Source organism: Streptomyces sp. NPDC030245 (genome assembly GCF_055572995.1).
In genome coordinates this window covers 169404-194140 of record NZ_JBVICF010000010.1, presented here as the reverse complement: position 1 = coordinate 194140, position 24737 = coordinate 169404, and the positions used below count along the sequence as shown (strand labels likewise).

Annotated in this window: 18 protein-coding genes; 4 read left to right on the top strand and 14 right to left on the bottom strand. The window is 71.1% G+C overall.

What is annotated here, in order from left to right:
* Positions 1-336: 336 nt before the first annotated feature.
* The 8 genes from ACZ4Z4_RS26195 to ACZ4Z4_RS26160 all read right to left on the bottom strand — a co-directional run bounded on the left by ACZ4Z4_RS26195 (position 337) and on the right by ACZ4Z4_RS26160 (position 14279).
* Entirely contained in the window at positions 337-1686 is a 1350-nt protein-coding gene (locus ACZ4Z4_RS26195; protein WP_468332020.1) for a cytochrome P450, read from the bottom strand.
* Positions 1683-2231, bottom strand: coding sequence for a flavin reductase family protein (locus tag ACZ4Z4_RS26190; protein WP_468332017.1), 549 nt, complete (start codon positions 2229-2231; stop codon positions 1683-1685). The genes ACZ4Z4_RS26195 and ACZ4Z4_RS26190 overlap by 4 nt, the downstream gene beginning before the upstream one ends.
* A complete protein-coding gene (locus ACZ4Z4_RS26185) occupies positions 2228-8071 on the bottom strand; it encodes a type I polyketide synthase (protein WP_468332014.1) in 5844 nt (1947 codons plus the stop codon). Before ACZ4Z4_RS26185 ends, ACZ4Z4_RS26190 begins: the two co-directional genes overlap by 4 nt.
* Positions 8068-9207: an enediyne biosynthesis protein gene (locus ACZ4Z4_RS26180; RefSeq protein ID WP_468332012.1), complete on the bottom strand. Its 1140-nt coding sequence runs from the start codon at positions 9205-9207 to the stop codon at positions 8068-8070. Before ACZ4Z4_RS26180 ends, ACZ4Z4_RS26185 begins: the two co-directional genes overlap by 4 nt.
* Positions 9204-11132 carry a CRTAC1 family protein gene (locus tag ACZ4Z4_RS26175; protein WP_468332009.1) on the bottom strand — a complete coding sequence of 643 codons (1929 nt, stop codon included), beginning with the start codon at positions 11130-11132 and terminating at the stop codon, positions 9204-9206. Before ACZ4Z4_RS26175 ends, ACZ4Z4_RS26180 begins: the two co-directional genes overlap by 4 nt.
* A gap of 12 nt (positions 11133-11144) precedes the next feature.
* Positions 11145-12113, bottom strand: coding sequence for a DUF1702 family protein (locus ACZ4Z4_RS26170; protein WP_468332006.1), 969 nt, complete (start codon positions 12111-12113; stop codon positions 11145-11147).
* 77 nt (positions 12114-12190) lie between these two features.
* Entirely contained in the window at positions 12191-13189 is a 999-nt protein-coding gene (locus ACZ4Z4_RS26165) for a DUF1702 family protein (RefSeq protein ID WP_468332003.1), read from the bottom strand.
* A 130-nt stretch (positions 13190-13319) separates the two neighbouring features.
* Positions 13320-14279 carry a hypothetical protein gene (locus ACZ4Z4_RS26160; RefSeq protein WP_468332000.1) on the bottom strand — a complete coding sequence of 320 codons (960 nt, stop codon included), beginning with the start codon at positions 14277-14279 and terminating at the stop codon, positions 13320-13322.
* 207 nt (positions 14280-14486) lie between these two features.
* Here ACZ4Z4_RS26160 and ACZ4Z4_RS26155 point away from each other — a divergent pair, with 207 nt between their 5' ends.
* A complete protein-coding gene (locus ACZ4Z4_RS26155; protein WP_468331997.1) occupies positions 14487-15080 on the top strand; it encodes a carboxymuconolactone decarboxylase family protein in 594 nt (197 codons plus the stop codon).
* Here ACZ4Z4_RS26155 and ACZ4Z4_RS26150 read toward each other — a convergent pair.
* Positions 15057-15524: an acyl-CoA thioesterase gene (locus ACZ4Z4_RS26150; RefSeq protein ID WP_468332536.1), complete on the bottom strand. Its 468-nt coding sequence runs from the start codon at positions 15522-15524 to the stop codon at positions 15057-15059. The two genes, ACZ4Z4_RS26155 and ACZ4Z4_RS26150, sit on opposite strands and share 24 nt — an antisense overlap.
* A gap of 196 nt (positions 15525-15720) precedes the next feature.
* Between ACZ4Z4_RS26150 and ACZ4Z4_RS26145 the strand changes: the two genes are divergently transcribed.
* Positions 15721-17622: an FAD/NAD(P)-binding protein gene (locus ACZ4Z4_RS26145; protein ID WP_468331994.1), complete on the top strand. Its 1902-nt coding sequence runs from the start codon at positions 15721-15723 to the stop codon at positions 17620-17622.
* A complete protein-coding gene (locus tag ACZ4Z4_RS26140; protein ID WP_468331991.1) occupies positions 17623-18840 on the top strand; it encodes a putative PEP-binding protein in 1218 nt (405 codons plus the stop codon).
* 74 nt (positions 18841-18914) lie between these two features.
* Here the strand turns inward: ACZ4Z4_RS26140 and ACZ4Z4_RS26135 are convergent, their stop codons facing one another.
* The 4 genes from ACZ4Z4_RS26135 to ACZ4Z4_RS26120 form a co-directional block, all read right to left on the bottom strand.
* On the bottom strand, positions 18915-20570 hold the full coding sequence (locus ACZ4Z4_RS26135; protein WP_468331988.1) for an FAD-dependent oxidoreductase: 1656 nt from the start codon (positions 20568-20570) through the stop codon (positions 18915-18917).
* Positions 20567-21136 carry a DUF5987 family protein gene (locus tag ACZ4Z4_RS26130; RefSeq protein WP_468331985.1) on the bottom strand — a complete coding sequence of 190 codons (570 nt, stop codon included), beginning with the start codon at positions 21134-21136 and terminating at the stop codon, positions 20567-20569. Before ACZ4Z4_RS26130 ends, ACZ4Z4_RS26135 begins: the two co-directional genes overlap by 4 nt.
* Before the next feature lie 202 nt (positions 21137-21338).
* Positions 21339-21992 (bottom strand): MerR family transcriptional regulator, encoded by a 654-nt coding sequence (locus ACZ4Z4_RS26125; RefSeq protein WP_468331983.1) that lies wholly within the window; start codon positions 21990-21992, stop codon positions 21339-21341.
* A gap of 30 nt (positions 21993-22022) precedes the next feature.
* Positions 22023-22739, bottom strand: coding sequence for a helix-turn-helix transcriptional regulator (locus ACZ4Z4_RS26120; protein ID WP_468332533.1), 717 nt, complete (start codon positions 22737-22739; stop codon positions 22023-22025).
* A 435-nt stretch (positions 22740-23174) separates the two neighbouring features.
* Between ACZ4Z4_RS26120 and ACZ4Z4_RS26115 the strand changes: the two genes are divergently transcribed.
* On the top strand, positions 23175-23978 hold the full coding sequence (locus tag ACZ4Z4_RS26115) for a TIGR03084 family metal-binding protein (RefSeq protein WP_468331980.1): 804 nt from the start codon (positions 23175-23177) through the stop codon (positions 23976-23978).
* 84 nt (positions 23979-24062) lie between these two features.
* On the opposite strand, the gene ACZ4Z4_RS26110 is transcribed toward ACZ4Z4_RS26115, so the two are convergent.
* Positions 24063-24470 carry an SgcJ/EcaC family oxidoreductase gene (locus ACZ4Z4_RS26110; protein WP_468331977.1) on the bottom strand — a complete coding sequence of 136 codons (408 nt, stop codon included), beginning with the start codon at positions 24468-24470 and terminating at the stop codon, positions 24063-24065.
* Positions 24471-24737: the final 267 nt, after the last annotated feature.

Below are 24737 nucleotides of genomic sequence, written 5' to 3'. Positions count from 1 at the left end.
ACCCCTCCCTCTGCTGTCCCACACGGATTCCCTTCCCCGGGGACCACGTGCCCCCGGTGTGTTCCGCCCCCTGCCTCGGCGCGATGCCGCCGGAAGCCAGCCCCAGCCGCTCCACCAGCAGACGGACCAGCGCGGTGGCCGTCTCCTGAGCGGTGGACGTGTACGCGGCGGGCGAAGCCGCCGCCGCGCCGGGGACGGTGCCGGCCGGCGGCTGTACGGCGGGTGCCGTCCGCCTCCTCACCGGGGCGGGCCCCCGGTTTGTGCGGACCCGCGGCGGACGGTGCCGGACGCGAAGGGGCCTTCTCCTGCGGCCCCTCGGGTGCTCCCGCTCGTCCATCAGGCCGCCGCGCTCACCGTCATCGGCAGTCCGCCGCGCATCCGCAGCGACAGCATGGGCTCGGCGACCGCCCGGTGCCCGGGGACGGTCCGCAGGTCGAGGTCCCGGGTGACCAGCGCGGTCACGAACACCGCTTCCATCATGCCGAGGCTGCTGCCCACGCAGAAGCGCGGTCCCGCGCCGAAGGGGAGGTAGGCGTACCGGGGGCGGCTGGCCACCGCCTGCGGATCGAAGCGCTCGGGATCGAAGCGCTCGGGGTCCTCCCACAGACGCGGATTGCGGTGCAGGATGTACGGGCAGATCAGCACGTCGGCCTTGGCCGACACCGTGTATCCGCCGACCTCGTCCCGCTGCCGGGCTGTCCGGGGCAGGATCCACACCGGCGGGTAGAGCCGCATGGCCTCCTGGACGACCTTGGTCGTGCGGGTCAGCCGGTGCAGGTCGGCGACGTCCGGGAGGCGTTCGCCCAGGACGCTCCTGGCCTCCTCGCGGACAGCGGCGCGGATATCGGGATGACGCTCCAGCAGGTGCAGCGTCCAGCCCAGGGTGCTGGCCGTCGTCTCGTGCCCCGCGAGCAGCAAGGTGACCAACTCCTCCCGGAGCCGCCCGCGGACCTGCCGGGGCCGCCTGTCCCGCCGCCGGGCGGCCCCGATGATCCGGGACAGCGCGTCGTCGCCGGGCTCACCGTCGGCCATCCGCGCGCTGCGGTCGGCCACCAGCAGATCCGCCACCCGGTACAGCTCCCGGCGGGCCCGGCGGAAGCGGGCCTGCGCGGGCAGCGGCAGCCAGGGGGAGACCACGCCCTGGGAGACCATCTCCCGCATCGCCTGGTCCTGCACCTCCTCGAAGGCGGGCGCCAGGGTGTCCTGGGAGGTGAGGTCGGAGTCGAGCAGCGTGCGGCCCAGCACACCGAGGGTGAGCGAGGTGACCTCCTGAAGGACGTCGACCGGACCACGCCCCTCGTGGGCGCGCAGCAGGGCGACCAGTTTGGCGCCCTCCTGCGCGACGGCATGCGCCTGCCGGTTGATGCGCCCCGGCTTGAACGCGGGCTGCACCGTCTGACGCTGGGCCCGCCACACCTCGCCCTCACTGGTCAGCAGGCCGTCACCCAGGACCCGGCGGGACTGCACGAGGCCGATGCCCTTGTGGTAGTTGGCGCTGTTGTCGGCGAGGACGTGTTTGGCGTAGTCGGGCCGGTTGAAGACGTAGAGCTTCTTGGGTCCCATGGAGACCCGCACGGCGTCGCCCAGGGCGGCCGCGTCCTGCATCATCCCCAGGCGGTTCACCACGAGCTTCCTCAGCAGCCCCGGCAGCGCGGTGACCGGCGGGCCCGGCGGGTCGATCCTCATGCCACCTCGCCTCCACCGGGTTCCGGGGCGAACCGCCGGAAGCGGCCGCCGGCGAACAGCAGGGCCTCACGGAGCGGCCAGCGCACGGCGGAGAGCACCTCGCCCAGAAAGATCGTGTGGTCACCGCCCTCGTACAGCGTCTTCTTCTCACACTCCAAGTGCGCCACGGCACCGGCGATCAGCGGGGCGCCGGACCTCGGTCCGGGCCGCCAGCCGACGGCGTCGAACTGGCCGGCCCCCACGGGACGCGAATGGTCGGCGAAGTGGCGTGCCACGGCCTCCTGGCCGACGTCGAGCACCGACACCGAGAACGTCCGCGAACCGTCCAGGCTGCCGTGCATCAGCGCGTCCTTGCCGACGCAGACGAGCACCAGGGGCGGAGACAGGGAGACGGAGGTGAACGAGTTGGCCGTCATGCCCCGCGGGGAGTCCCCGCCGACGCTCACCACGGTGACCCCGGTGGGAAAGGTGCCGAACGCGCCCCGCAGTTGTTTTCGGTCCTCCAGGTCGACGCGTTCCATCGACGCAACAGTTGTCGGGATCATGTCTGCCTCCCTGTCAGCGGCCGGGAGCCGGCCCGTGCCGTCCCCCCGGCCATGGCGCCGTCCGGTCCTTCGGCGAGGAAGGCGAACACCGCGGGTTCCAGGGCGTCGCGCAGCGCCGTGACGAAGGTGGCTATCCGCAGTCCGCCCGCGGTGAGGACCACCCAGTTGTCCCGGTGCGGCGGAGCCAGGGTGAGGGGCGCCCCGGCCATCAGCCCGGCCTTCCTGAGACACTCGACGGCGCCCCACACACGCGTCGCCGCGGTGTCGGGGGCCTCGCCCGTCTCCTTGGCCACCAGAGCGGCCAGCTCGGCGTGGTCCCCGAGCAGACCCGCCCATTCGGCGGTGCCGCGTACGCAGACCGCCTCGATGTCGCAGGCCACGGTCCGCGCGGCGGCGACCCCGAGGGTCACGCCCAGGCCGTGGGCGGCCGAGACCCGGCGGCCGTCGGCCAGTTCGGGGCGCCCGTCGGGCCGGTAGCGCACCGCGGCGCTCTCGCCCAGCGCGCGCTGAACGGCCCGAGCGGTGGCCGCACGCCGCTCGTCCCTGGACTGTCCGGCGCCGGGCAGGTCCGGTTCGACGGCGACGTCGAGATGGGTGCCCAGCACCTCCTCCAGAGTCCGCTCCAGGTAGGAGCCGAGCAGCGGGGCGACCCACGGCCCCGAGCCGTCCGTCTTGCGGACGGCTTGCAGGGTGAGCCCCTCCCACCGTTCGACGACGGTGCCGTCGGCCGTGCGTACCGCGATGTCGTACACATAGGTGTCGCCGTCCCGGTGGCGCTCGGTGGCGCAGTAGCGCACCTCCCGCGGCAGGCCGTCGCCGGCGGCCATCGGGTACAGCCGCTCGATGCCGGACGGCAGCAGGGTCGCGTCGGGGACGCACACCTGGTTGCCGTGCATCAGCGCGTCCCGCATCCCCGGATCGGCCAGCAGCAGGGTGTCCGGCAGGAAGCCGGCGAACCAGCCGGACGGCGCGGCGAGGGCCACATCGGCGTCGACGTGCCGGGCGGCCGCCCGGTGGAAGCGGCGCAGCCGCTGGAAGCGCTCGCCCTGGAAGAGGACCCCGCCGTACAGGTCGGCCGCCGGCTCCAGCGGGGCGGCCGGGACGTCCGGGCCGGCCTGGGCCGGGGGCCCCTGCGGGATGTCGGCGCCGGAGTAGACCAGCCGGGCCCGGAAGTGTTCGGCGGCGAAGCCGGTGTCCTCCGCGTGGATGGCCACCTCCACGGTGTCGGTATCGGTGACGGTGGCCGCGATCCGGATACGGGTGGCCCCCGCGGGCGGCACCACGATGGGCCGCAGGAACCGCGCCCCCTCGATGACCGGTACGTCGCCGCGTCCGGTGACCGCGGACGCCACCTGGACCATGGCCTCCATCCCGATCACCGCGGGCAGCAGCATGTTGCCGTCCAGGAGGTGGTCGGCGAGGTAGGGATCGGTACCGCCGTTCAGTTCGGCCTCGGTGACGAGCTCGACGCCGTGGTAACGCACCAGCGGGGTCCCGGTGAACCGCAGCAACGGCATCGGCGGGAGGTCGCGGCGTACCGTCGCGATCCCTTCGGTGCGTCCGCTGATCACCGTCACCACGGGGGCGTCCGGGTCCGAGATCAGCCGCAGCAGGATCTCCACGCCCTGGTCGGGCGAGATCGGGACGATGCCCTCGCGGGAGAGGGACTCCACGACGGAGAGCGTCTCGCCCATGCCGACACCCGACCACACGGACCATTCCATGCACAGGGCACGGCAGTTCGGGTGGGTGCGGGCGACCTCCTCGGTGAGGTCGGCCAGCCATTCGTTGGCGGTGGCGTAGTGCGCCTCGCCGCGCAGCCCGGACCGGCCGATGATGCTGCCGAAGGTGACCAGGAGTTTCAGGTTCTCCTCGCCGACGGCGTCCAGGACGGTGCGCAGCCCGTCGACCTTGGGGGCGAACGTGGCGTGGAAGGCGTCCATGCCCAGGCCGTTGAGGGAGGCGGGCTCGTTGCGGCCCGCCCCGTGGAGCACGGCGGTGACGGGGCCGAGCGCGGCGGTGAGTTCGGCGACGGCCGCGGCGACGCGCACCGGGTCGGTGACGTCGGCAGCGGCGTAACGCACCGTCACCCCGCTGTCCTCCATCCGCCGCAGGTTCGTGGCCAGGTCCTGGTCCTGGGCCGGGTCCGAGCGGCCGATGACAGCCAGCTTGACACCGGTCCGCCGGGCCACGGCCAGGGCACACTCGGCGGTGATGCCCTTGCCCCCGCCGGTGACGAGCAGGACGTCGGAGCCCTTGAGGACCTGGTCGGTGCGCCCGGCGCGGACCGGCAGGGCGCGGAGCACCGGGACGCGGCGGGTGCCGTCCGCGGTGAGATGGACCTCGCTGAAGCGGGTGGTCGCCGCGACCTCGGCGGCCACCCGCTCCGCGGCGCCGTCGGCCACCGGGGTGTGGACGACGGTGGTCCGCAGGTGGGGTGCCTCCAGGTGCAGGGTCTTGGCCAGTCCGGCCGCGCCCCGGCCGTGCTGCACCAGGACGAAGCGGCGCTCGCGGTCGCCCGCGAGGGCGGCCTTGGCACCGTTCAGCGCGTGTTCGATCTCCTCCCGGGTGCAGGTGGGCGGCAGGCAGACCAGGACCCCGGAGCCCACCGCGGCGTTCTGAAGGGCGTTTTGCACGTCCTGCGCGAAGGAATGGCCCTGGGTGGTGAACACTTCCCAGGAGCCGTCGCCCCCGCCCGGCAGCGGGGCGGGCAGCGGCACCTCGTCGAGGTCGACGGCGAAGGGGCGGGCCCAGGCGGCGGCGCCGGCCACGACGGGTGCGGCGCCCGCGCCGCCGTCCCCGGTCTCGGCCAGGGCGGTGAGCGCCTCGGCCAGTTCGGTCATCGTCGCGGTGGCGAAGTTGGTCGGTACGTGGGTGGCGGCGAGACCGAGCCGGGCGGCGGCCTGATTGACGATCTGACCGACCGTGATCGAGCTCATGTGCAGGTCGTCCAGGAGACTGCTGTTCCCGTCGACCAGCTCGGGCGGCAGCTCCGCCCGCTCGGCGACCAGGGCACGCAGCACGTCGAGCGCCGACTGTCCCGCCGGGCCGTCGGCCTGGGCGGTGACGCCGTCGCCCGCCTCCTCGGTGCGGGGGCCGCGCGGGGCGGGCAGGGCGACATCGGGCGCCTGCTCGCAGGGGTTGGCCAGGAAGCTGAACCGGGCGCCGACCTCCAGCGGCCGGGTCAGCCGGTCGTTGAAGAGCCGCTCGTGGATGAGCGGGACGCCCAGCACATAGGCGGTGCCGACGACCTGGAGCAGTCCGCGCAGGGACTCGTCGTCGGTGTTGAGGGCGATGGCCGGTACGTCGGCGGTGGCAGCCGCCATGCCGGTGAGCACCCGCCCGGGGCCGACCTCGACGAACAGGTCGGCATGGGGGGCGGCGGCCCGTACCGCCTGGGTGAACAGCACCGGGTCGGTGATCTGCCGCCGCAGCAGCTTGGCCAGGTCGGTGTCGCTGTCCAGTTCGCCGCCGGTGACGGTGGAAACGACCCGGCGGTGCACCTCGGCCACGTGCGCTGTGGCGAGCCAGTCGCCGAAGGCGTCGGCGGCCGGAGCGACCAGCGGCGAGTGGAAGGCGTGCGAGACCGCCAGATCGGTGCAGGCGACACCGGCTTGTCCGGCCCGTGCGGTGACCGTGGCGATGGCGTCGACACTGCCGGCGACGACGGTCTGCTGGGGGCCGTTGTAACCGGCGATGACGACGGACAGCTCCTCGATGAGTTCCCCGGCCTGCTCGGGGGTGGCGGCCAGCGAGACCATGGTGCCCGAGGCGCTGTGCTCGGCCATGGCCGCTCCGCGGGCCCGCGCCGCCTCCAGCACCGTGGTGGCATCCAGGGCGCCCGCCCAGTGCAGGGCGGAGAGTTCGCCCAGGCTGTGGCCGACGGCGATGTCGGCCTCGATGCCGAGCGCCTCCAGGACGCGCAGGCCGGCGGTGGAGCCGGTGACGATACGGGGCTGCGCCACGTCGGTGGCGACCATGTCGCCGGTGGCGGGCAGCGCGGCCCGCCGGTAGACGTCGGCGGCCTCGGTGAAGCGGCGGGCGAGTGCGCCGCCGCCGGTCGAGGTGCCCGAGCCCTGGCCGGGGAAGAGGAAGCCGATGCGGGCGCCGTCGCTCGCCCGGCCCAGGACGGCACGGCCGTCGGAGGACAGCGTGAGGCCCTCGCCGCCGTCCGACGCGTCGTCGGCCAGCCGGCGCAGCCGCAGTTCGGCGTCCCGCGGTGAGGTGACGACGGCGGCCGCCCGGTGGGGCAGTTCGCGCAGTTCGCGCTGGAGGGTGGCGGCCAGGTCGGCGAGCTGGGCGTAGGAGAGCGTGCCGGCGAAGTCGGCGACCTGGAGGAGGCGTTCCTTGAGCGCCTGCGGCGACGCGGCGTCCAGGAGCAGCAGTTCGGCGTCCTGGAGCGAGTTGGCCAAGGTGGTGGCGCGGCGGCTGGTGGCCTGCCGCCCGGCGGGGGCGGCCTTGTCGAGTACGACATGGGTGTTGATCCCGCCGAATCCCATGGCGGTGATCCCGGCGCGCAGCGGCGAGTCCTTGGGCCAGGCCTCCGCCTTGCGCAGCACCCGCAGGTTGGCCGACTCCGCGGTGAGCAGCTCGTGCGGGTCGACGCAGCCGATGGCCGGTGGCAGCATCGCGGCGTCCAGGGCCATCGTGGCCTTGATCAGCCCGGCGATCCCGGCGGCGGCCTTGGTGTGACCGATCATGCCCTTGATGGAGCTGATGACGGCGCTGGGGGCGGCGGGATCGGCCTGGGCACGGGCCCCCATGATCGCCCTGAGTTCGGTCGCGTCGCCGACGGCGGTACCGGTGCCGTGGCCCTCGAAGAGCGGCACGGTGTCGATGCCGAAGCCGGCCCGTTCATAGGCGCGGGCCAGAGCGAGCCGGTAGCCGCTGACCTCGGGGCGGGTGATGCCGCCCTGTCCGTCGGAGGAAATACCCCAGCCGGCGATCGAGGCGTAGATGCGGTGTCCGGCGGCGAGGGCGTCCTCTTCGCGCATCAGGACGACCATGCCGCAGCCCTCGCCGGGCCAGAAGCCGTTGGAAGCGCGGTCATAGAGCCGCATCTCGTCCCTGGCGAGCGCTCCGGTCTTGGCGAAGCCGATGATCTCGAAGGGGTCGATGGACAGGTCGACGCCCCCGGCGACAGCGATGTCGAGGTCCCCGTGCAGCAGCGAGGTGGCGGCGGTGGTGACCGAGAGGAGCGAGGACGAGCACGCGCCGTCGACGGTGTAGCCGCCGCCGTTGAGGTCGAAGTGGTTGCAGATCCGGCCGGCGATGGTGTTGGACAGGCCGCCCGCGAGGGTGTCCTCGTCGACGGCGGGGAACGGCTTCTTGTAGGCGTCCTCCACTCCTTCGAGGAACGCGCCGAGGCGCTCCTCGTCCCACTCCTGCCCCTTGAGGGCGTCGGCGAGCACCCGGCGTACGTAGGGCCAGCGCAGCCGCATCATGTTGGCGCGGGCGAACTCGCCGGTGAGGGTGTTGCCGACGACGACGCCGGTGCGCTCCTTGGGCAGCCCTTCGCCGGCCGGGAAGCCCGCGTCGGCCAGCGCCCGGGTGGCGGTGTCGAGCGCGAGCCAGTGCGTGAGGTCGGTGGAACGGTAGGTGCTGCCCGCGATGCGGTGGGCGATGCGGTCGAACTCCCACCCCTCCAGGACGGCGGCGTTACGGGTGTAGAACTTGTCGGGGGCCGTGGGGTCGGGGTCGTAGTAGTCGTCCAGGCGCATCCGCACGTCGGGCAGGCGGCGGAAGGCACGCCGCCCGGCGACCGCGTTCTCCCACAGCTCGCGCGGGGTGGTGGCGTCGGGATAACTGCACGACACGCCGACGATCGCGATTCGGCTCATCCTGGCACCGCCACCTTCTTCTCCTGCGTCGCCGCCCGGAGGGCCGCGCACTTGCCGTGGAAGCAGGTGCCGTTGCGGCACGGGTCACCGGCACGGACCGCCGTGACCGCGCCTGCGGCAGCGCCGTCCGGGGCGGGAAGGGCCCCGGCGGCCGGTACGGCGGCCTGCTCTGCGGGTTCTGTCGTGCCCCGGCGTGCCAGGGCCTGCTGTGCCTGCTCGTCCGCCGCCGCACGCTGCCGCGCCATGAAGTGCAGGCCCCACAGGTAGCCGCCGCGGATCAGGCAGACCAGGGCGGTGGCGAAGAAGATGCCGTAGGCGATGCCGAGCCCGGTCAGCACCCCGTACATCGCGGCGACGCCGGCGCCGAAGGCGATCTGGGAGGAACGCTTGGAGGGGGAGGTGCCGGGGTCGGTGACCATGTAGTTCGTGAACAGGACGAAGGCCACCCCGGTCATCATGCCCAGCGCCGCGGGGATGGAGGTTCCCATCACCCAGCCGCGGATGACCGCCTGGAGGACGAACCCGACCAGCCAGGCGCCGATCAGCCACATCCGGCCCGTCAGCTTCGCGTTCAGCATGGTGCCCAGGACCAGGATGATCGCCGGGAGGACCCAGTCGGCGGGGCCGTACAGGTACTCGGTGAAGTGGTAGGGCGGGGCGATGCTGGCCCACGGGAAGAGCAGCAGGATCACCACGATGCCGAAGTTCGACGGGTTCATGTAGTGCCGCATCCGCCCCTTGAGCGGGGCCCGCAGCACCCACTTGGTGCCGACGGCCACGATGACGCCGAACACCAGGACCCAGACGCGGTCGTTGACGTACGTGAGCATGTTCACCGCGAGAGCGGTGATGTGCGCCGGGAAGAGGAACTCCACCATCCCCTTCACTCCTCCGCCCGCGAAGCGCGGTGCGCGCTTCTCGGTCCTGGCGCCGACCGCCTCCAGGCCGATCTCCACCGTGTAGGCGGTGGCCAGCGCGATGAACGGCCACAGCCAGGGCTGTTCGAAGCCGAGGAAGGTGTACCCGGCGATGTTGAGGACCGAGATCGAGATCGCGAACCGGCGCAGTGCGGTGACGACCTTCACGTCGTGCCGGGGGGCGGCAGCCGTGCTCGCCTTGGTTTCGGGCACGGTCACTTCTCCTTCACGTCGGCGCCGAGTTCCAGCGAGTGCCGACCGGGCGCCAGCTTCAGATCCTTGGTGTGCACCTTTCCGGTGCGGTCGCGCCAGGTCAGATGGGTCCGCAGCGGGCCCTGACCCTGTTGGCCGAGGCCGATGTGCACGTCCTGGCTGCGCTTGCCGGAGTGGCCGCTGCCACCGTCGACGCGGCCCAGGCGGGTGCTGCCGTCGGGGAGGGTCACGGTGACCTGCGCGCCGACCACGGGCGAACCGGTCTTGTCGGTCAGAGCGAGGTTCAGGTAATCGCCGGTGGCCCGGCTGGTGTTGCGGTGGAAGACGGGGTCCTCCCACTGGCGTGCCACGACCATGTCGAGGCGCCCGTCGCCGTCGGCGTCGCCGGTGGCGATACCCCGGCTGGGCACCGGTACGGCCAGGCCGAGCTGCTCGGACAGGTCGCTGTAGGCCTCGCCGTCCTTGTTCCGGACGAAGAAACGCATGTGCTGGTCGCCGGCGAGGTCGTCGCCCTCCTCCACACGCGGCCAGAAGCGGGGGTGCTTGACCAGCGCGTCGTTGGCGGTGGCGAGCTCCTGGAGCTGGGCCCAGCGGTTGCGCTTGCCCTTGACGAAGCCGACGGCCTGGGTGATCTCCTGGACGCCGTCGTTGTCGAAGTCGCCCGTCTTCACGTCCCAGCCCCACCCGGACCAGGCCAGGCGCAGCGGCGCGCTCTTGTCCTTGTAGGGGGCGACGCCGTCGCGGAAGCGGGCACGCAGGTCCGACTTGTCACCGGCGGTCGCGATGAAGGCGAAGTTCGACTCCTGGATGCCGAAGGACGTGGTGATGTTGGAGACGAAGGCGTCGTACAGGCCGTCGTTGTCCAGGTCACCGAAGTCGATGCCCATGCCCTTGAAGGAACTGCGGCCGATTTCTTTGGACTTCGGGACGGTCGCGGTGTGCTCGGCCTTGACCTCGCTGAACTTGAACGTGCCGGGAGTCGACTCGTTGTACAGCAGAGCCGAGGTCCCGAAGTCGTGCCCGAGATACATCTCGGGGCGCTGGTCCCCGTCCAGGTCGGTGGCCGAGACCGCCAGCGTCCAGCCCTGGTCGATGCCCTCGGGCAGGACGTCCTCGACCTGCTCGTAGCCGGAAGCGGTCCAGCGGAAGAAGTGGCCGCCGCCGCCGTTCTGGGCGTGGGACAGCGAGTCGTTCATCGTCACCCCGCCGTCCACGGTGTCGTCCAGGACGGGGCTGTCGGGGAAGTAGTTCCCGATGTAGATGTCGTTGTGCCCGTCACCGTCGAAGTCGGCGACGGTCGCGGCGTTGGAGTTCCACAGCGGACCGGTGTAGTCCCTGCCGGCGTCGCCGGGGACGAGCTCGACGGGCTCGAAGCTCTTGGGCGCCATGGCCGTGGTGTCCTTGCCCGGCTCCTTCTTCGCCTGGAAGATCACCGGGGTGCGGCCCCAGTAGTAGACGAGCAGGTCCATCGCGCCGTCCTCGTTGAAGTCACCGGGGACGCAGCCCATCGGGGCCATGGTGCCGCTCGTGGGCAGCGGCGCCAGGTCGAGCGTGAACGGCGCGTACGACGCGCTCTTGCGGCCGGGCACCGGCGCGGGGGTGACCACGGCCTGGTCGATCTGCGGGTCGGTGATGCACAGGTCGTTGGGCAGGCCGTCGCCGTCGAGATCGTTCATCGCGACACCCGAGCCGACCGAGGAGATCCACGCCTCGATGTGCTTGTACGCCTTGTTGACCTTGCGGACACTCTGTTTCGTATATCCGCCCGGCATGGATATCGCCATCGGCTTGAAGGAGAACTTCTCCGCAAGCTCCGCTTTATCGGCCGCACTCGACTCATCCGGCTTCACCGCGTAAAAGGTGCCGACCATGAGAATGAGTGCGACGACTCCGGGCGCCTGCTTGCGCAGCCAGGAAATCGGGTGGGTCATGCCAGCGCCTTTCTACGCGTGCGGCACGGAAGTGATCTCGGCGGCGATGTGCTGCCGCCAGATCTCGAACGCGGGAATCTCCCCGCCGTCGCAGCCATCGGGCGCCGCGTCGGTACACACCCGAGCGGCTTCGTCGGGTGTCCGGCCGCCGCACAGGACACGGGCTGCGACATGCGTGTGGCCGGTCGTCGTCCCCGCCCGCTCGCGCGCCTCGCAGGCGAACGCGGAGCCCTGCGCCAGGTTCGGCCGGTGCTCACCCGCGTGCTTGGCGAAGCGCCGCAGCTCGTCCTCGTCGGCACTGCCCGCGTAGGTGCAGGCCAGCCCGGCGCCGGCGTACAGGTCGCCGTGCCGGTGGGCGGGGTAGGCGTCGATGAGCTCGGCGACGAGGTCCGGGTCGGTGCCGCCGACGAACCACAGGGCGCGGCCGATGCCCTGGTCGATGACGCGGGCACTGTAGGCGTCCGGCCCGCCCTTCCAGCTGAAGGGGTGTTCCAGGCCGGGGGAGCGGACATAGGCGTCGGTCTTGAAGTACGCCTGGTGGAAGCCGTATCCGTCCAGGATCAGCCAGCGCAGCACCGGATCGGCGCGGGTCACGTCGGGCCACATGAACCGCGGCAGTCTGGCCATCGCCCAGCCGATACCGACATGGATCATGTAGTTGTGGTGGCGGCCTCTGCCCTCCAGGATCCCGGTCAGCCGCTTGGTGCCGCCGGTCAGCGCGTCCAGCATGACGGCACCCATGCCGGCGCCCTCGTACGCGAAACCGCGAAAGTCCCGGGGGATCGTCTCCAGCCAGTCGACGGCCTGGTCCGCGGAGCGTGCCTCGACCGCGTAGGCGTATCCCTGGAGGAAGCTCGTGCCCACCGTTTCCAGCTGCTGCTTGGCCTCCGCGTTCTTGATGTGGAACCCGCGTGTTTCCAGTTGCGTTTCCCGCACATTGGGCGTGAGGACTCGGCGCCTCAGCGCACGCATCATGGACACCTGAAATACCGCCCCTCGATCCTTTGCCTGAATTCCCGTTCGCTAGACGAAGATATTCGACAGGGGTGCCCGCGCGGCTACTCCAGGAATGCTTGACGCGAATGCGCGGTGAGTTGTTCACGCACCGCGCGGCGCCACAATTCATAGGCCGGGACATCACCGGCCGCGCCCGGCCCCGGCGCGGCGGCGTCGGCGAGCGCGGCCGCCGCCTCGACGGTGATCCCGGCCAGCGCGTGCAGCGCAATCCGGGTGTGCTCGGGAACGGTGGCGGAGAAGTGGCGGGCCTTCGCCGCGAAGACGGCGCCCTGCGCCACATGGCCGTACAGCTCGCCGGCCTCCACGCGCAGCGCGGCCAGTTCGTCAGCCGTGGCACAGCCCGCGAAGGCGGCGGCGAGTCCGACGCCCGCCCACAGATCCGGCGTACGGTCGAAGGCGAACCTGCGCACGGCGGCGCTGACCTGCCCGACGCGCGCGCCGTGGATGAACCACAGGGCGCGGCCGATGCCCTGGTCCACCGCCCGCCGGAAGTAGTCCGGGTGCCCGTCCCACGCGAAGGGGGTGTCCGCACGCTGGTCCTCGACCCAGCGGGCGTGGTCGAAGTAGGCACGGTCGAAGCCGTATCCGTCGACGGCCAGCCAGCTCATCGGCGGATAGAACTCCTTGCCGTCGAGCTCCTTGGGCACGACCTTCTTCCACAGCGGCCGGGGCAGCCGGGCCATGGCGAACCCGATGCCGATGTAGTTGAGGAAGATGTGCCGCCGCCCGGCGCCCTGGAGGAGCTCCCGGGTGCGTCCGCCGCGGCCGGGCAGCGCGTCCCGGACGACCGAGGCCATGGTCGCCCCCTCGTACGCGAAGCCCTGCACCTCCGGGTCGACCAGCGAGAGCCGCCGCTCGATCTCCCACAGCTCCTTGGACTCGATCCCCCATTCGAAGCCGGTCACCACGGCCTGCGGGATGGCCTCCAGCTGCCTGGTGGCAGCGGTCTCGACCACCGGGAACCCGCGTCCGGCGAAGCTCACGTCACGCAGGGACGGAGCCATCAGAAGTCTGCGTACAGAGCCCATTGCCGTTGCCACGCGGCGCCTCCTCGGCCGGCCACCACGGCGGTGGCGGGGGCCCCATCGTCAGTCGGCGGCGCGGAGCACGGCATCTTCGGTCATGCGCACACCCCGGCCCGCGACCGGGGCCGGGCGGCGTGCGACGCCGTCAGGCCGCCCACGGCGCGATCGGGTACCAGGGGATGATCTCGCGGCGTGCGAGCAGCCTGACGTCCCAGTACAGGAAGGTGAACACCCCCGCGACGATCAGGGTCACCGCGGTCACGGCAGCCACCCGGCCCGGCCCGGCCGTCATCCAGCCGGCCAGCCGGCCGCCGGCGAAGTAGACCATCAGGAAGAAGAGCACCGCGATGACCACCACGTTGCCGACCGACTGAAGCACGAACACCGCCGCCCCGTACAAGGGGTTGCCGCTCTCGGCCGCATCGCGGAAGAGCCGGCGAAAGAGCGGATACGGCCGCCCGATGAGGAAGCCGCCGACCAGGACACCCATGAACACCGTCCGGGCGTGCGGGAAGCGGCGGTCCCACCGCGCGAACGGATCACGGGTGTACCCCAGGGCGCTGAGCCCCAGCCAGAACATCGCCAGCCCGATCACCCCGAACGTGACCATCGACTGCACCGATCGCGCCGACAGCTCACCCGGAGCGCTCTGCGCCTCGGAGAACTGCGGCATCGACGTCCCCACCAGGGCGACCACCGCCCCGTACACCGCCGAGACCACGGCCATTCCCACGAAGAGCCGGCCCAGCGGCCTGAGCGCCCGCACGGCCCGGCCCGTACGGCTGTGCACGGTCCCCAGCATCGGGGCGAGCGTGCCGAACACCGCGATGTTGCACGCGGTGAGGGTCCCGGCCAGACCCGACGCGAAGGCGAAGGCCGTCCCGGCCGCCGCCGAGGCCAGCGGGGCCGTCTCCGGATCACGGCCGAGAACCGACTCCGCCACATTGCCGCCGACCGTCTGGTCGACGAACTCCGCCGACCAGATCACGGTCAGCAGGAAACCGGCGAGCGCACCGAGGACCAGCAGGAGCCCGCGCCGCCGCACCTCGTTCCCTCCGGTGCCGACGCCGCTTTCACGAACCGGTAAACCATCGGTGTCCGCCACAACAGAGCTCCCTTGTCACCCGTCGGATCCGGCGACAGCGTAAAGGGGAGCGGCGGCGGTTCCTTCTTCACGCTTGCTCTCTTCCGCGCACGCGCCGCGGACGAGAGCCGCAGTGAAGTGAAGTGAGCAAGACGGGAGTTGTGCGCGCACGGCGCCCTCAGGAACATGGACGGGTCCACCGCCCGGACGACAGACGAGGACGTGCCCATGCCCCACATCACGCTCGGCAACGACGAGCCCGGCATCCGCGGCCTGATGGCCCACCGGCCGGATACCGCCGCGCCGCTCAACCACCTCGCCAACGTGCTGCTGCGGGAGCCGGCCTCCCTCAGCCGCGGGGAGCGCGAACTGATCGCGGCGTACGTCTCCCACCTGAACAGCACGCCCTTCTGCGCGGGGACGCACGGCGCGGCGGCCGCCGCTCAGCTCGACGGCGGCCGGGACACCGTCAGGGCCGTGTGCGCCGGCCCGGACAGCGCACCCGTCACCGCCCGGCTGCGCGCCCTGCTGCGGATCGCGGCCGAGGTGCAAAGACATGCCCGTCCGGTGTCCGACGAGGCGGTCGCCGCGGCCCGCGCCGAAGGGGCGACGGACAGCGACATCCACGACACCGTGCTGATCGCCGCGGCCTTTTGCATGTACAACCGCTACGTCAGCTGCCTGGCCACCGACATCCCGGCCCAGGAGGACTACTACGACGCGGCGGCCCACCGCATCGTCGGACACGGCTACGGCACGGGCCCGCACCAGGACCGCGTCCCGGACACCTCCGCCGCCTCAGCCCCCGTGCGCGGAGGCTGAGGCCGGCATCTGCGCGGCGTACGGTTCCAGGGCCAGCCGCAGGGCGTCGGGCACCCTCGTGGGCCGGGTGTCGCCGTTGGGGCCGCGCATGCAGGCCACCCGCTGCCGGCCACGGGCCACCAGCTTCTCGCCGCCCTCGTGCAACCGCACGTAGTCGAAGGTGAAGACGAGCTGCGTCTGGGTCAGCTCCTCCAGACGCATCTGGATCGAGAGCTGGTCGAAGGCGGTGATCTCGGCGAAGAACTCGCAGCTCACCGAGACGGTGAACAGCTTCAGGTCCTCGCGGATGTCGTCGAGCACCTCGGGGGCCATCTCCAGCAGGAACATCTCCCGGCATCGGCCCTGCCAGCGGACGTAGTTGACGTAGTAGACGTTGCCCACCAGGTTGGTCTCCTCGAACCCGACGAGATGGCGCAGTTCGTAATAGGGCCGCACGTCGGCCATCAGCGCTTCCTTTCCGTCACGGATCCACCGCCAGGCCCGGTTCGCAATCATGGGAAGGGACCCCACGAATACGATGGAGGAGCGTGCGACGACCGGCATCTCCCGGCTTGCTGAGGGATCTTCGCGCCGGACAACACCAGGAGAGGCAGCACATGGCCCGCACCGCCGGCAGCCCTCGGGCCATCGGGGAGACTTCATGAGCCGAACGGGCGTGCGCCCCAGAGTGCTCGTCGTGGGGGCGGGCCTGGCCGGCACCGCGACGGCGATCCGACTGCTCCACTTCGCGCGAAGACCACTTGAGATCGTCCTGCTGGAGCGCCGCCCCGACTACCGCTCCGCCGGAGTCGCCTACCACCGTGACGGCAACCCCTGGGACCACGTCTTCAACATCCAGGCCGGCCGCATGTCCGTGTTCCGCGAGGACGTCCTGGACTTCATCCGCTGGGCCAACCACGAGGCCGACCGCCGGGACTGGCCGCACCCCTGGGCCGCACGGGAGTTCACCGAACACGGCCCGGCGCCCCGCCGCATCTTCCAGGACTACCTCGACGCCCGGCTGGCCGAGGCCAGAAGGGAGTCCTACCCCGGCGTCGACCTCGTCGAAGCGGACGGCGAGGCGCTCGACCTGGACGCCTGCGACCGGGGCTTCGAGGTCACGGTGGGCCACCTCTCGGCGAACGGCCTCGACGGCCTGCGCCCCGGGCCGCTCCCGCACACACGGGTGCTCGGCACGGACCACGTCGTCCTCGCCACCGGCCCCGAACTCAAGGACCCGCCCTTCGCCGCACAGGTCGCCGGCCACCCCTCCTTCATCCGCAACCCGTACTCCACCACCGCGATCCGCACCCTCACCCACCTTCCGCCCGACGCCACCGTCGCCCTCGTCGGATCCGCGCTGACCGCCTACGACTCGGCAGGCATGCTGCTGCGCAACGGCCATACCGGGCGGATCCACCTCATCTCCAAATCCGGCACGATCTTCCGCACCTACCCCGACACGCACGAACACGGCGTGCTGCGGCTGCCCCGCCCCGAACCCCTCCTCGCGCCCTACCGCAACCGTGAGGAATTCCTGGCCAGGGTCAGGACCGCATGGCGGACAGCGTGCTCGACGGTCCGGGAGAACCACCCCGACATCGACCCCGCGATCATCTCCGAGCGTGTCGCCAAGGCGTGGGAGCCCTACCTCCCCGAGGCCATCGAACGCATCCCCACCACCGAACTGCGCGGCCTGCTCGACGAGTTCGCCACCACCATCGCGGCCCTGCGCGTGGGGGCCGTGCAGTACACGATGGGGGTCATCGAGCAGGCGATGCGGCCACCGGACGCCACGGTGCGACTGGTCCTGGGCAGGGTGCGGGAGATCACGCCCGCACCCTCCGGGCGGCTGCTGGTCTCGGTCGCCGCCCAGCACGACAGGCGCCACGTCGAAGCCGACCTCGTGGTCTGCAACTTCGGCAGGGAGCCCGACTACGCCAAGGTCGCACAGCCGCTCTGGCGCAACCTCCTGCGCAAAGGCATCGCGTCCCCCCACGAGCGCACCGGACGCGGCCTGGAGGTCGACGCATGCGGCACGCTGCTGGGCGCCGACGGCCGGCCGGCGGGTCCGATCTCCACGGTCGGTGCGCCGCGCGAGGGCGACGAGATCGTCCGGCACGGCCGGATGGGCGCGTTCACGTTCAACCTCGCCGCCATCAAGAACCACTCGGTGTCCGTGGCCGCCCACGTGATCGAGCAGCTGGAACTGCGGCAGGACGGCCTGAGCGACCTCGCGGCCCGACACCCCCACTACCGCAGCTATGCCAGCAATCCGGAGGAAGCGGCCCGGGCAGCCCTGGAGGAGTCTGTGGTACTGGAAGTGCGCAGGCTGGCCACGCGTGAACGCGGGCGAAGACAAGCACTCGACTCCCGCCTGAACGCGAGCATTCCATCCCCGAGCGGCCTTCCGGCGCTTCCCAGGGACGTCTCCCGGCCCGACCGCCTGATGAGAGCGGTCGTCAACCGGGTCGCCGTCGAACGGCTCAACGACGTCTCCGTGACACCACGGCAGTTACGTCGCCGACTGGGGATCGGGAACGACGAGAACCTGGAGGGCTAGTTGAACGGGAACGGGCGGCGGATTCCGGGATTCCTTCTGGCCGGCGGCACCGAGAGCGTGCTGCAGGGCATCTGCAACCGGACACGAACTCCACGCCAGGGCACCATCCTCGTCGCCCCTTCCCTCGAAGCCGGGCTGTACGACGCCATCGTGGCCGCGCGCGCGGTGGTCTGCGGCTCGGGCGGACTGACCGGTCACATGCAGTCCCTGTGCCGCGGCAGGGGGATACCCGTGCTCCGCGTCGACGAGGCGGACCTCGCCGACCTGGTCGGCGAGGTGACGCTGTACCTGGAGAGCGCCTCGATCGTCGTCGGACCGCAGCAGTCCGCGCAGCCCGCGGCCCGCACCCCCACCCTGGACGACCTCGGCTCGGCGTGCGCGGTCATCGCGGACCTGCGGGACATCACCACCATCAACGCCTGCGGGCCCGACGCCGCACGGGTCGGGTCCTTCTTCATCCGCGAGGAGTTCCTCTGCCTCGCGCTGGGCCTGAGCCCGCTCGACGCCATGGCCGGCGGCCCCGCCGGCACCACCGCCTACGGACAGGCCGTCGCGGTACGGCTGTGCGGCTTCGTCGAGGCGCTCCTGCCCGGCCAGCGCCTGATCCTGCGGATGCTCGACCTGCGCTCCGACCACGCGGCCGACGTCACCGAGACCGCCCCGGTCGCCGTCGAGCCGAACCCCGAGATGGGCCTGCACGGCGCCCGCTGGCTGCTCGGCTCCGTCGCCTACCGCGACGCGCTGCACACCGTACTGTCCACCCTGCGCGCACAGCTCGGCGACGAAGCCGACCGGGTCGGGCTCTCGGTGCCGTTCGTCAGCGACGAGACGGAGTTCTCCCGGCTCAGGGCCCATCTCGACCTGCCGGACGGCGTTCCCCTGTCGGCGTTCATCGAGACGCCCTCCGCCGTGCACGCCACCGCGGCGATGTGCGCCGCGGGCGTCAGCGAACTGTTCGTCGGCATCAAGGACCTGGTGCAGTTCTACCTCGCGGCGGACCGGGGCAACCACCTGGTCGCCGACTCCTACCGCACCCGCCACCCGGCTGTCCTGGACGGGGTGCGCAGGGTCGTGGAGTCCGCCCGCGCCGCGGGCACCCCGGTACGGGTCTTCTCCCTGGCGTCCGATCTCGGCCACTACCTCGAGAACCTGCCGACGCCCGACGGCTACATGATGTGCACCGCCGAACTCCGGCAGATGCTCCTGCCGTCCCGCTGACCACGTGTCCTGGGGCGGGCGCGGGGGAGCGCGCCCGCCCCAGGAGCTGTCCGCCCCTCGGGCGAGTCTGTCGGCTACTTACGGGTGAGCAGGGGGAGTTGGTTTCGCACGCCGGCCCGGCCCGCGGTGCCGCCGTCGGGGGTGGGGGCGCCGTAGGTGACGTCGACGCCGCGTTCGCGGGCCGCCCGGACGATCCCGGGAACGGCGCGTTCGGCGAGCGCGGAGATGGTGAGCGCGGGGTTGACGGTGAGGGCGCCCGGTACCGCGGAGCCGTCCGTCACGAAGATGCCGGGGTGGCCGCGCAGCTCGTGCCGGTCGTCCAGGGCGGAGGTGTGCGGGTCGTCGCCGATGCGGCAGGACGAGAGGGGGTGGACGGTGTAGGCGCCCACCACGTCATTGGTCCAGGGCGTCACGCGGGAGAGGCCGTCGCGTTCCAGGATGTCCTTGACGACCGCGTCGGATTCGTCCCAGCCGCGCAGGGTGTTGGCGCTGGGCCGGTAGGAGATCGGGCCCCGGCCCAGCATCTGCTGCGAGATCCGCACGGCGTTGCCCGTGGGCGGGGGCGGTCCGAAGACGCCTTCGTTGTCGTCCTCGACCATCGTGAAGATGGTCAGCCAGGAGCGCCAGCGCCGGACCAGCTCGGTCTTCTCCGCACCGAACCAGCTGGGCTTTGGGGCACCGGGGACCTGGGCGAGGATGGTGCCGAAGCCCGGCGGGAAGTAGAGCTGTTCCAGGGAGAACCGGGAGTGTTCGGGCAGGCTGGCGTCGAGGTTGTCCCAGCTCGCCACGACCGGGCCCTTGCCGATCTGGTTGGCGAGGTAGGCGATGTCGTCGCCGCGGTCCAGCCCCAGGAGGTCGCGGGCGCGTTCCTCGTCGATCACCGCGTTGTTGAGCCGCTCGCCGTTGCCGGAGAAGTAGCGTCCGACGGCGTGCGGCATCGCGCCGAGGTCGGCCTCCGAGCGTTGCAGGATGACGGGGGTGGCGCCGGCGCCTGCGGCCAGGATGACGATCTTGGCTTCGATGACACCGCTGCCGTTGGTCAGGCGGTAGTCCGTGTCGTCGATGGTGTTGTAGTGGACGCGGTAGCCGCCGTCCGCGGTGCGGGTGAGTTTCTGTACCTCGTGCAGCGGACGGATCTCGGCGCCGTGGGCGCGCGCGGCGGGCAGGTAGTTCAGCAGGAGCGAGCGTTTCGCGTCGAATCGGCAGCCGGCCATCATCCAGTTGCAGTTGGTGCACTTGGAGTTGTCCACCGCGGTGGGGACCGGATTGGCGGTCCGGCCGGCGTGGTCGCAGGCCGCGGCGAAGAGACCGCCGGCGTAGCTGACGTCCTGCCAGCTCTGGGTGGTGATGGGCAGGGCCTCGCTGACCACGTCGTACCAGGGGTCCAGGACATCGCGGTTCAGGGCGGCCGGCCACATGCGGCGGCCGATGCTGCCGGTGCGCTCGAAGACGAAGCGGGGTGCGCGGGGCATCGCGGCGAAGTAGACGACGCTGCCTCCGCCGACGCAGTTGCCGCCGAGCAGGCTCATGCCGTCGCCGACGGTGAAGTCGAAGATGCGGGTATAGGAGGAACCCAGCAGGAAGTCGTGCTCGAAGTCGTTGGACTCCAGCCAGGGGCCCCTCTCCAGGACCGTGACCTTCGCCCCGCCCGCGGCGAGGTGGTACGCGGTGATGGAGCCGCCGAAGCCACTGCCCACGATCAGCACATCGGTCTGCTCGGTCGCGTTCACGCCAGACTCCCGGAGGGTGTGGTGTCGGGGTGGAGCCGGGCGAGGGGGCGGCCGTAGGAGAATTCGGGGAAGCGCCACTTCCCGTCTTCGGCGGGGGGCGCGAAGCCCAGGGCGGCCAGGCCCGGGTGCCCGGCGGCGATCGCCTCGGCGGTGTGCAGATGGGCGCCGGTGTCGAAGGCCATGTTGCTGAACAGGGCGAGGCTGACCCAGATGTCGCGTTCGGGGTGCCCGGGAGCGGTCAGGATGCTCACCAGGCGCGTGCGCTCGGCGTAGGGCAGGGCCACGAAGGGCGGCACCGCGGGGTCCGCGTCGGCCGGTTCCGCGCCCGCGTACAGCCGGGCGTGGGCGTTCAGGGCGTCGGCGAAGTCGTCCAGGGACTCCGACAGTCCGGTGGCGGGGGTCTGGAGCAGCTCCAGTGCTCCCGCCGCCACCGCGCCGGGACCCGGGACGACGCCGGCCACCGCCCGGTCCCCCTCGAACCGCTTCGCACCGGGGACTATGGTGTCGGCGAAGGCCTCCAACGTGCTGATCCTGTCCTGGTCTGGCAGCGTTTGAACGGATGGCATTCCTTCTCCATTTCGGCGCGTGGGGCGGCATGGAATCGGCGGCGACTCGTCGAGTCGGGAACCACTCCGCACAGATACTCCGCCGTGGGGAGGGGCCGGGCATCTCTGCCGTTGCTGCACCGATCTCGTGGTTGCTCGGATTCCACTTCGCGTGAACGTTCAATGAGTGGGTGTGGCCGGCCGGCGCCTGCGGCGGCTGACTTCAGGCGCGAGGCGTGGTCTCGTACCGGCGGGCGGCTTCCTCCGCTTCCGCGATGCGACGCAGGCTCAGCAGTATCGGCTCGTACAGGACCGTCAGGGCGATGGCCGCCTCCAGCTGTTCGCCCATTGACGGGTACCGCTCCGCCGCATCCAGGACCGGGGCGGCGAGCCGGCCCGCCGCACACGCGTAGGGCGCGAGGTCCTCGACGGCGCACGGATAGCCGAGGCGCAGCAGGGTGCCGATCGCGGTCACGAGCATCCCGTGCGCCGGCGATGCCGCCGCGGACTCCCGGCCGGTGTCCCAGCCGAGCCGCTCGAGCAGGGTGTCGGCCGTCTGGCGCGCGGCCTTTGCCGCCGGGTCCCTCGGCGGCGGCCCGGCGTCGTGCGGGAGCGCGGAGACGGCGGCCGCCAGGCGGATGTGGCGGGCCGTGGAGGCGTCCTCCACGGCGGCGAGGGCTTCCCTGGCCACTGTCATGGGCATATTTCCCACGTGGACGAGTGCCCGGACGAGCCGCAGGCGCCGCAGATGCGACTCGTCGTACTCCGCCTGCGTGGCCGTTACCCGTCGGCCTGCCCGCAGCAGCCCTTCCCTCAGGTAGTACTTGATCGTGGCCGTCGGCACTCCGCTCTTTCTGCTCAGTTCGGCCAGGCGCATGGGCTCACCCCACCTGGCCGCGGCGGGGGATCATCCGGCGACCCGGACGATGTCCGTCTCGAAGGCCTCCGACCGCACGCGCTGGAGTGCCACCAGTATCGGGGGATCGAGAATCCGCATACCCCGCAGCCGGAAGTCGGTCGGCCCGAGCGGCGCGTCCCGGCGTACCTCCAGCGGGCCGAGGGAGCCCACGTGAACCGCTTGATCCTCCGTCAGGGCTTCGCAGGCATGCCCCGGCACGGAATGTCCCAGCAAGAACCACGTCCCGGCCGGAACCTCTGTTATCTCGAAAGGTCCGGGGAAGGGGAGGACAGTGCAACTCACCGGCCTGCCCTCGGGTACCCGGGTAGGGAAAAGGCCGAGGAATATCAACCCCAGGTCCGCGCGCTCGGGTGCGGTGACCGAGCCGTATACCGAACCGCCGGCGTCCTGCTTTCCGGCAACTTTTACCGACGTGACGAATCCATTGAACCTCCGGTAAGCGGAGGGTGACACTCCGACGCTGCCGGAAAATCGTGAACTGAAGGTTCCCACACTGCTGTATCCGACCATATGGCTGATAGCGGTGACCGTGAGATCGGTTGTCAGCAGTAACCTCTTCGCCTCCCGAATACGCATCGCCGAAAGGAAACGGCCAGGTGAGACGCCCGTTACCCTCTGGAATTCTCGGGAGAAATGAAACTTGCTGTACATGGCGAACCCGGCTATGTCGTCAATGCTCAGCGGCTCAGAGAGGTTCTCCCGCATAGTCTTGATGGATCGCTCGACGGCATCGACAATGGTGGGCACCGCGCGTTTCCCGCTCTCCATTTACCCCTCCCAGGGCAGTGAGAAGGCGATCAGGTCGGTTAAATTCGAGGGGCCATGGGGCCACCGGACGGGGGACGACCTAGAACGCTCACAGCGGAATGGACGTTAGCAGTACGTCTCACATCCGAACAAGGATCCGTTTTATGTTTCGAATGTATAGACCATGGGAATATACGCCCACCCGTCGGAGTGCCTTAGAACAGCAACATCGGAGATGTTACGGGCCTCTTTGACTTCCTCCACGATGCGGTTCTCGACCGCTTCCGGCCTGATCTATTGCTGCCCGGAGTGAGCATCGGGAGAGAAGGTCCGGACGGCGGCCTGCCACACACTGGGTGCCGGAGGATATCCGCAACGAGTGGAGGGAATTCCATGGCGAAGCAGAGGGACGTCCTGGCGGATCTGGTCGAGGAAGGGCGCGGGATCGACGCTCTGGTCGCGGGGCTGAGCGACGCCGAGTGGGCCACGCCGACCCCCGCCGAGGGGTGGACGGTCGCCCATCAGATCGCACATCTGACCATGGTCTTCGAGCTGGCGGAGAAGGCCGCCGCCGACGCCCCGGCCTTCGAGGCCAAGGTCGCCGGGCTCGGGACGTCCTTCGACGCGGCGGTCCAGCAGGGGCTGCGGCCCTACCTGGCGGACGGCCCCGCCCGGCTGCTGGACCACTGGCACACCCAGCGCGCCGCCACCGAGCGGGCGCTGTTCGCCGTCGGGCCGGGGCAGATCGTGCCGTGGCTGGTGCGTCCCATTCCCGCCGCGGTGCTCGCCGCGGCGGGAATGATGGAGATGTTCGCGCACGGCCAGGACGTGGCGGACGCCCTGGGCGTGCGGCGGACGTTCACCGACCGGATCCTCCACGTCGCCGAATTCACGGTGCTGACCTGGGACTTCGGTTATCAGTCGCGTGAGCTGACGGCGCCGCCGACCGGGTTCCGCTTCCGTCTGACGGCCCCCTCGGGGGACGTGTGGGAGAGGGGGCCCGCCCAGGCCCGCGAGCTCATCGAGGGCCCGGCGGTGGACCTGTGCCTGCTCGCCACCCGGCGGCGCCACCGTGCGGACCTGGCCCTGACCGCCACCGGCCCCGAGAGCGACCGGTGGCTCGACATCGCGCAGGCGTACCGCGGCCCGGCGGGCCCCGGCCGGCGGCCGGGGCAGTTCACCGAGGTGCCCGGATAATCCGCCGGAGGGGGCGGGGCAGACGAAAGGGCCGGGGGCCCGGGCGAATGGCCCCGGGCCCCCGGCCCTTTCGGCGAAGCGGTCTCAGCCGGCCGGAGAGTTCTGATAAGCGGCGAGCTGCCAGCCGTTTCCTTCCTTGACGACCACCCAGGTGGCCCGAATGGCCCGCTCTGCCGATACCTCCTTTTCTCCGGGCAGCAGAATTCCTCCCGCGGTGACAAGAACCGCGGAGTCCGGGCCGAGGGGCTCAACCGAAATCGGCTCACCGGTCACGCGCGTTCCCTTGAAGGAGCCGGCGAACGCCTCGGTCATGAATTCTTCGACGGCCTCGCGGCCCTTCTTGAAAACCCCGGGCAGGATCATCGTGCCTTTCTCCGTGAACACCGCGGCGAACTTCTTGGCGTCATGGCTCGCCCACGCCGCGACAATCCGCTGCGGGACTTCCGCCGCACCCGCCTGGTCCGCACGGGCCGATCCGGTCGCTTTCGACATCGTCATCTCCCTCTGATGCGCTTGTTTCCCGTCCGCGACAGCGTGGCAAATTCCTTCGCGCCGGGACAACTCCGACGGTGCCATGGTGCGGTCGCCGTCATTTCGATCCCGATACCGGACCGTTCCGCGCTTGCGTACGTATTCCTGACCGGTTGTCCGGCACGGCGAGGCGCCGGCCGGCGGAAGAGGACCGGGAAGTGCGCGACAGGAGCGGGAAGCCAGAAAATATACGAACAAATTCAGCCGCATGTGAATGCGGTGGATCAC

Bases quoted from the DNA above. Each gene is read 5' to 3' on its own strand.
- ACZ4Z4_RS26195 (WP_468332020.1), bottom strand. From the start codon at position 1,686: ATGAGGATCGACCCGCCGGGCCCGCCGGTCACCGCGCTGCCGGGGCTG.
- ACZ4Z4_RS26190 (WP_468332017.1), bottom strand. From the start codon at position 2,231: ATGATCCCGACAACTGTTGCGTCGATGGAACGCGTCGACCTGGAGGAC.
- ACZ4Z4_RS26185 (WP_468332014.1), bottom strand. From the start codon at position 8,071: ATGAGCCGAATCGCGATCGTCGGCGTGTCGTGCAGTTATCCCGACGCC.
- ACZ4Z4_RS26175 (WP_468332009.1), bottom strand. From the start codon at position 11,132: ATGACCCACCCGATTTCCTGGCTGCGCAAGCAGGCGCCCGGAGTCGTC.
- ACZ4Z4_RS26155 (WP_468331997.1), top strand. From the start codon at position 14,487: ATGCCCCACATCACGCTCGGCAACGACGAGCCCGGCATCCGCGGCCTG.
- ACZ4Z4_RS26150 (WP_468332536.1), bottom strand. From the start codon at position 15,524: ATGGCCGACGTGCGGCCCTATTACGAACTGCGCCATCTCGTCGGGTTC.
- ACZ4Z4_RS26145 (WP_468331994.1), top strand. From the start codon at position 15,721: ATGAGCCGAACGGGCGTGCGCCCCAGAGTGCTCGTCGTGGGGGCGGGC.
- ACZ4Z4_RS26130 (WP_468331985.1), bottom strand. From the start codon at position 21,136: ATGCCATCCGTTCAAACGCTGCCAGACCAGGACAGGATCAGCACGTTG.
- ACZ4Z4_RS26125 (WP_468331983.1), bottom strand. From the start codon at position 21,992: ATGCGCCTGGCCGAACTGAGCAGAAAGAGCGGAGTGCCGACGGCCACG.
- ACZ4Z4_RS26120 (WP_468332533.1), bottom strand. From the start codon at position 22,739: ATGCGGGAGAACCTCTCTGAGCCGCTGAGCATTGACGACATAGCCGGG.
- ACZ4Z4_RS26115 (WP_468331980.1), top strand. From the start codon at position 23,175: ATGGCGAAGCAGAGGGACGTCCTGGCGGATCTGGTCGAGGAAGGGCGC.
- ACZ4Z4_RS26110 (WP_468331977.1), bottom strand. From the start codon at position 24,470: ATGTCGAAAGCGACCGGATCGGCCCGTGCGGACCAGGCGGGTGCGGCG.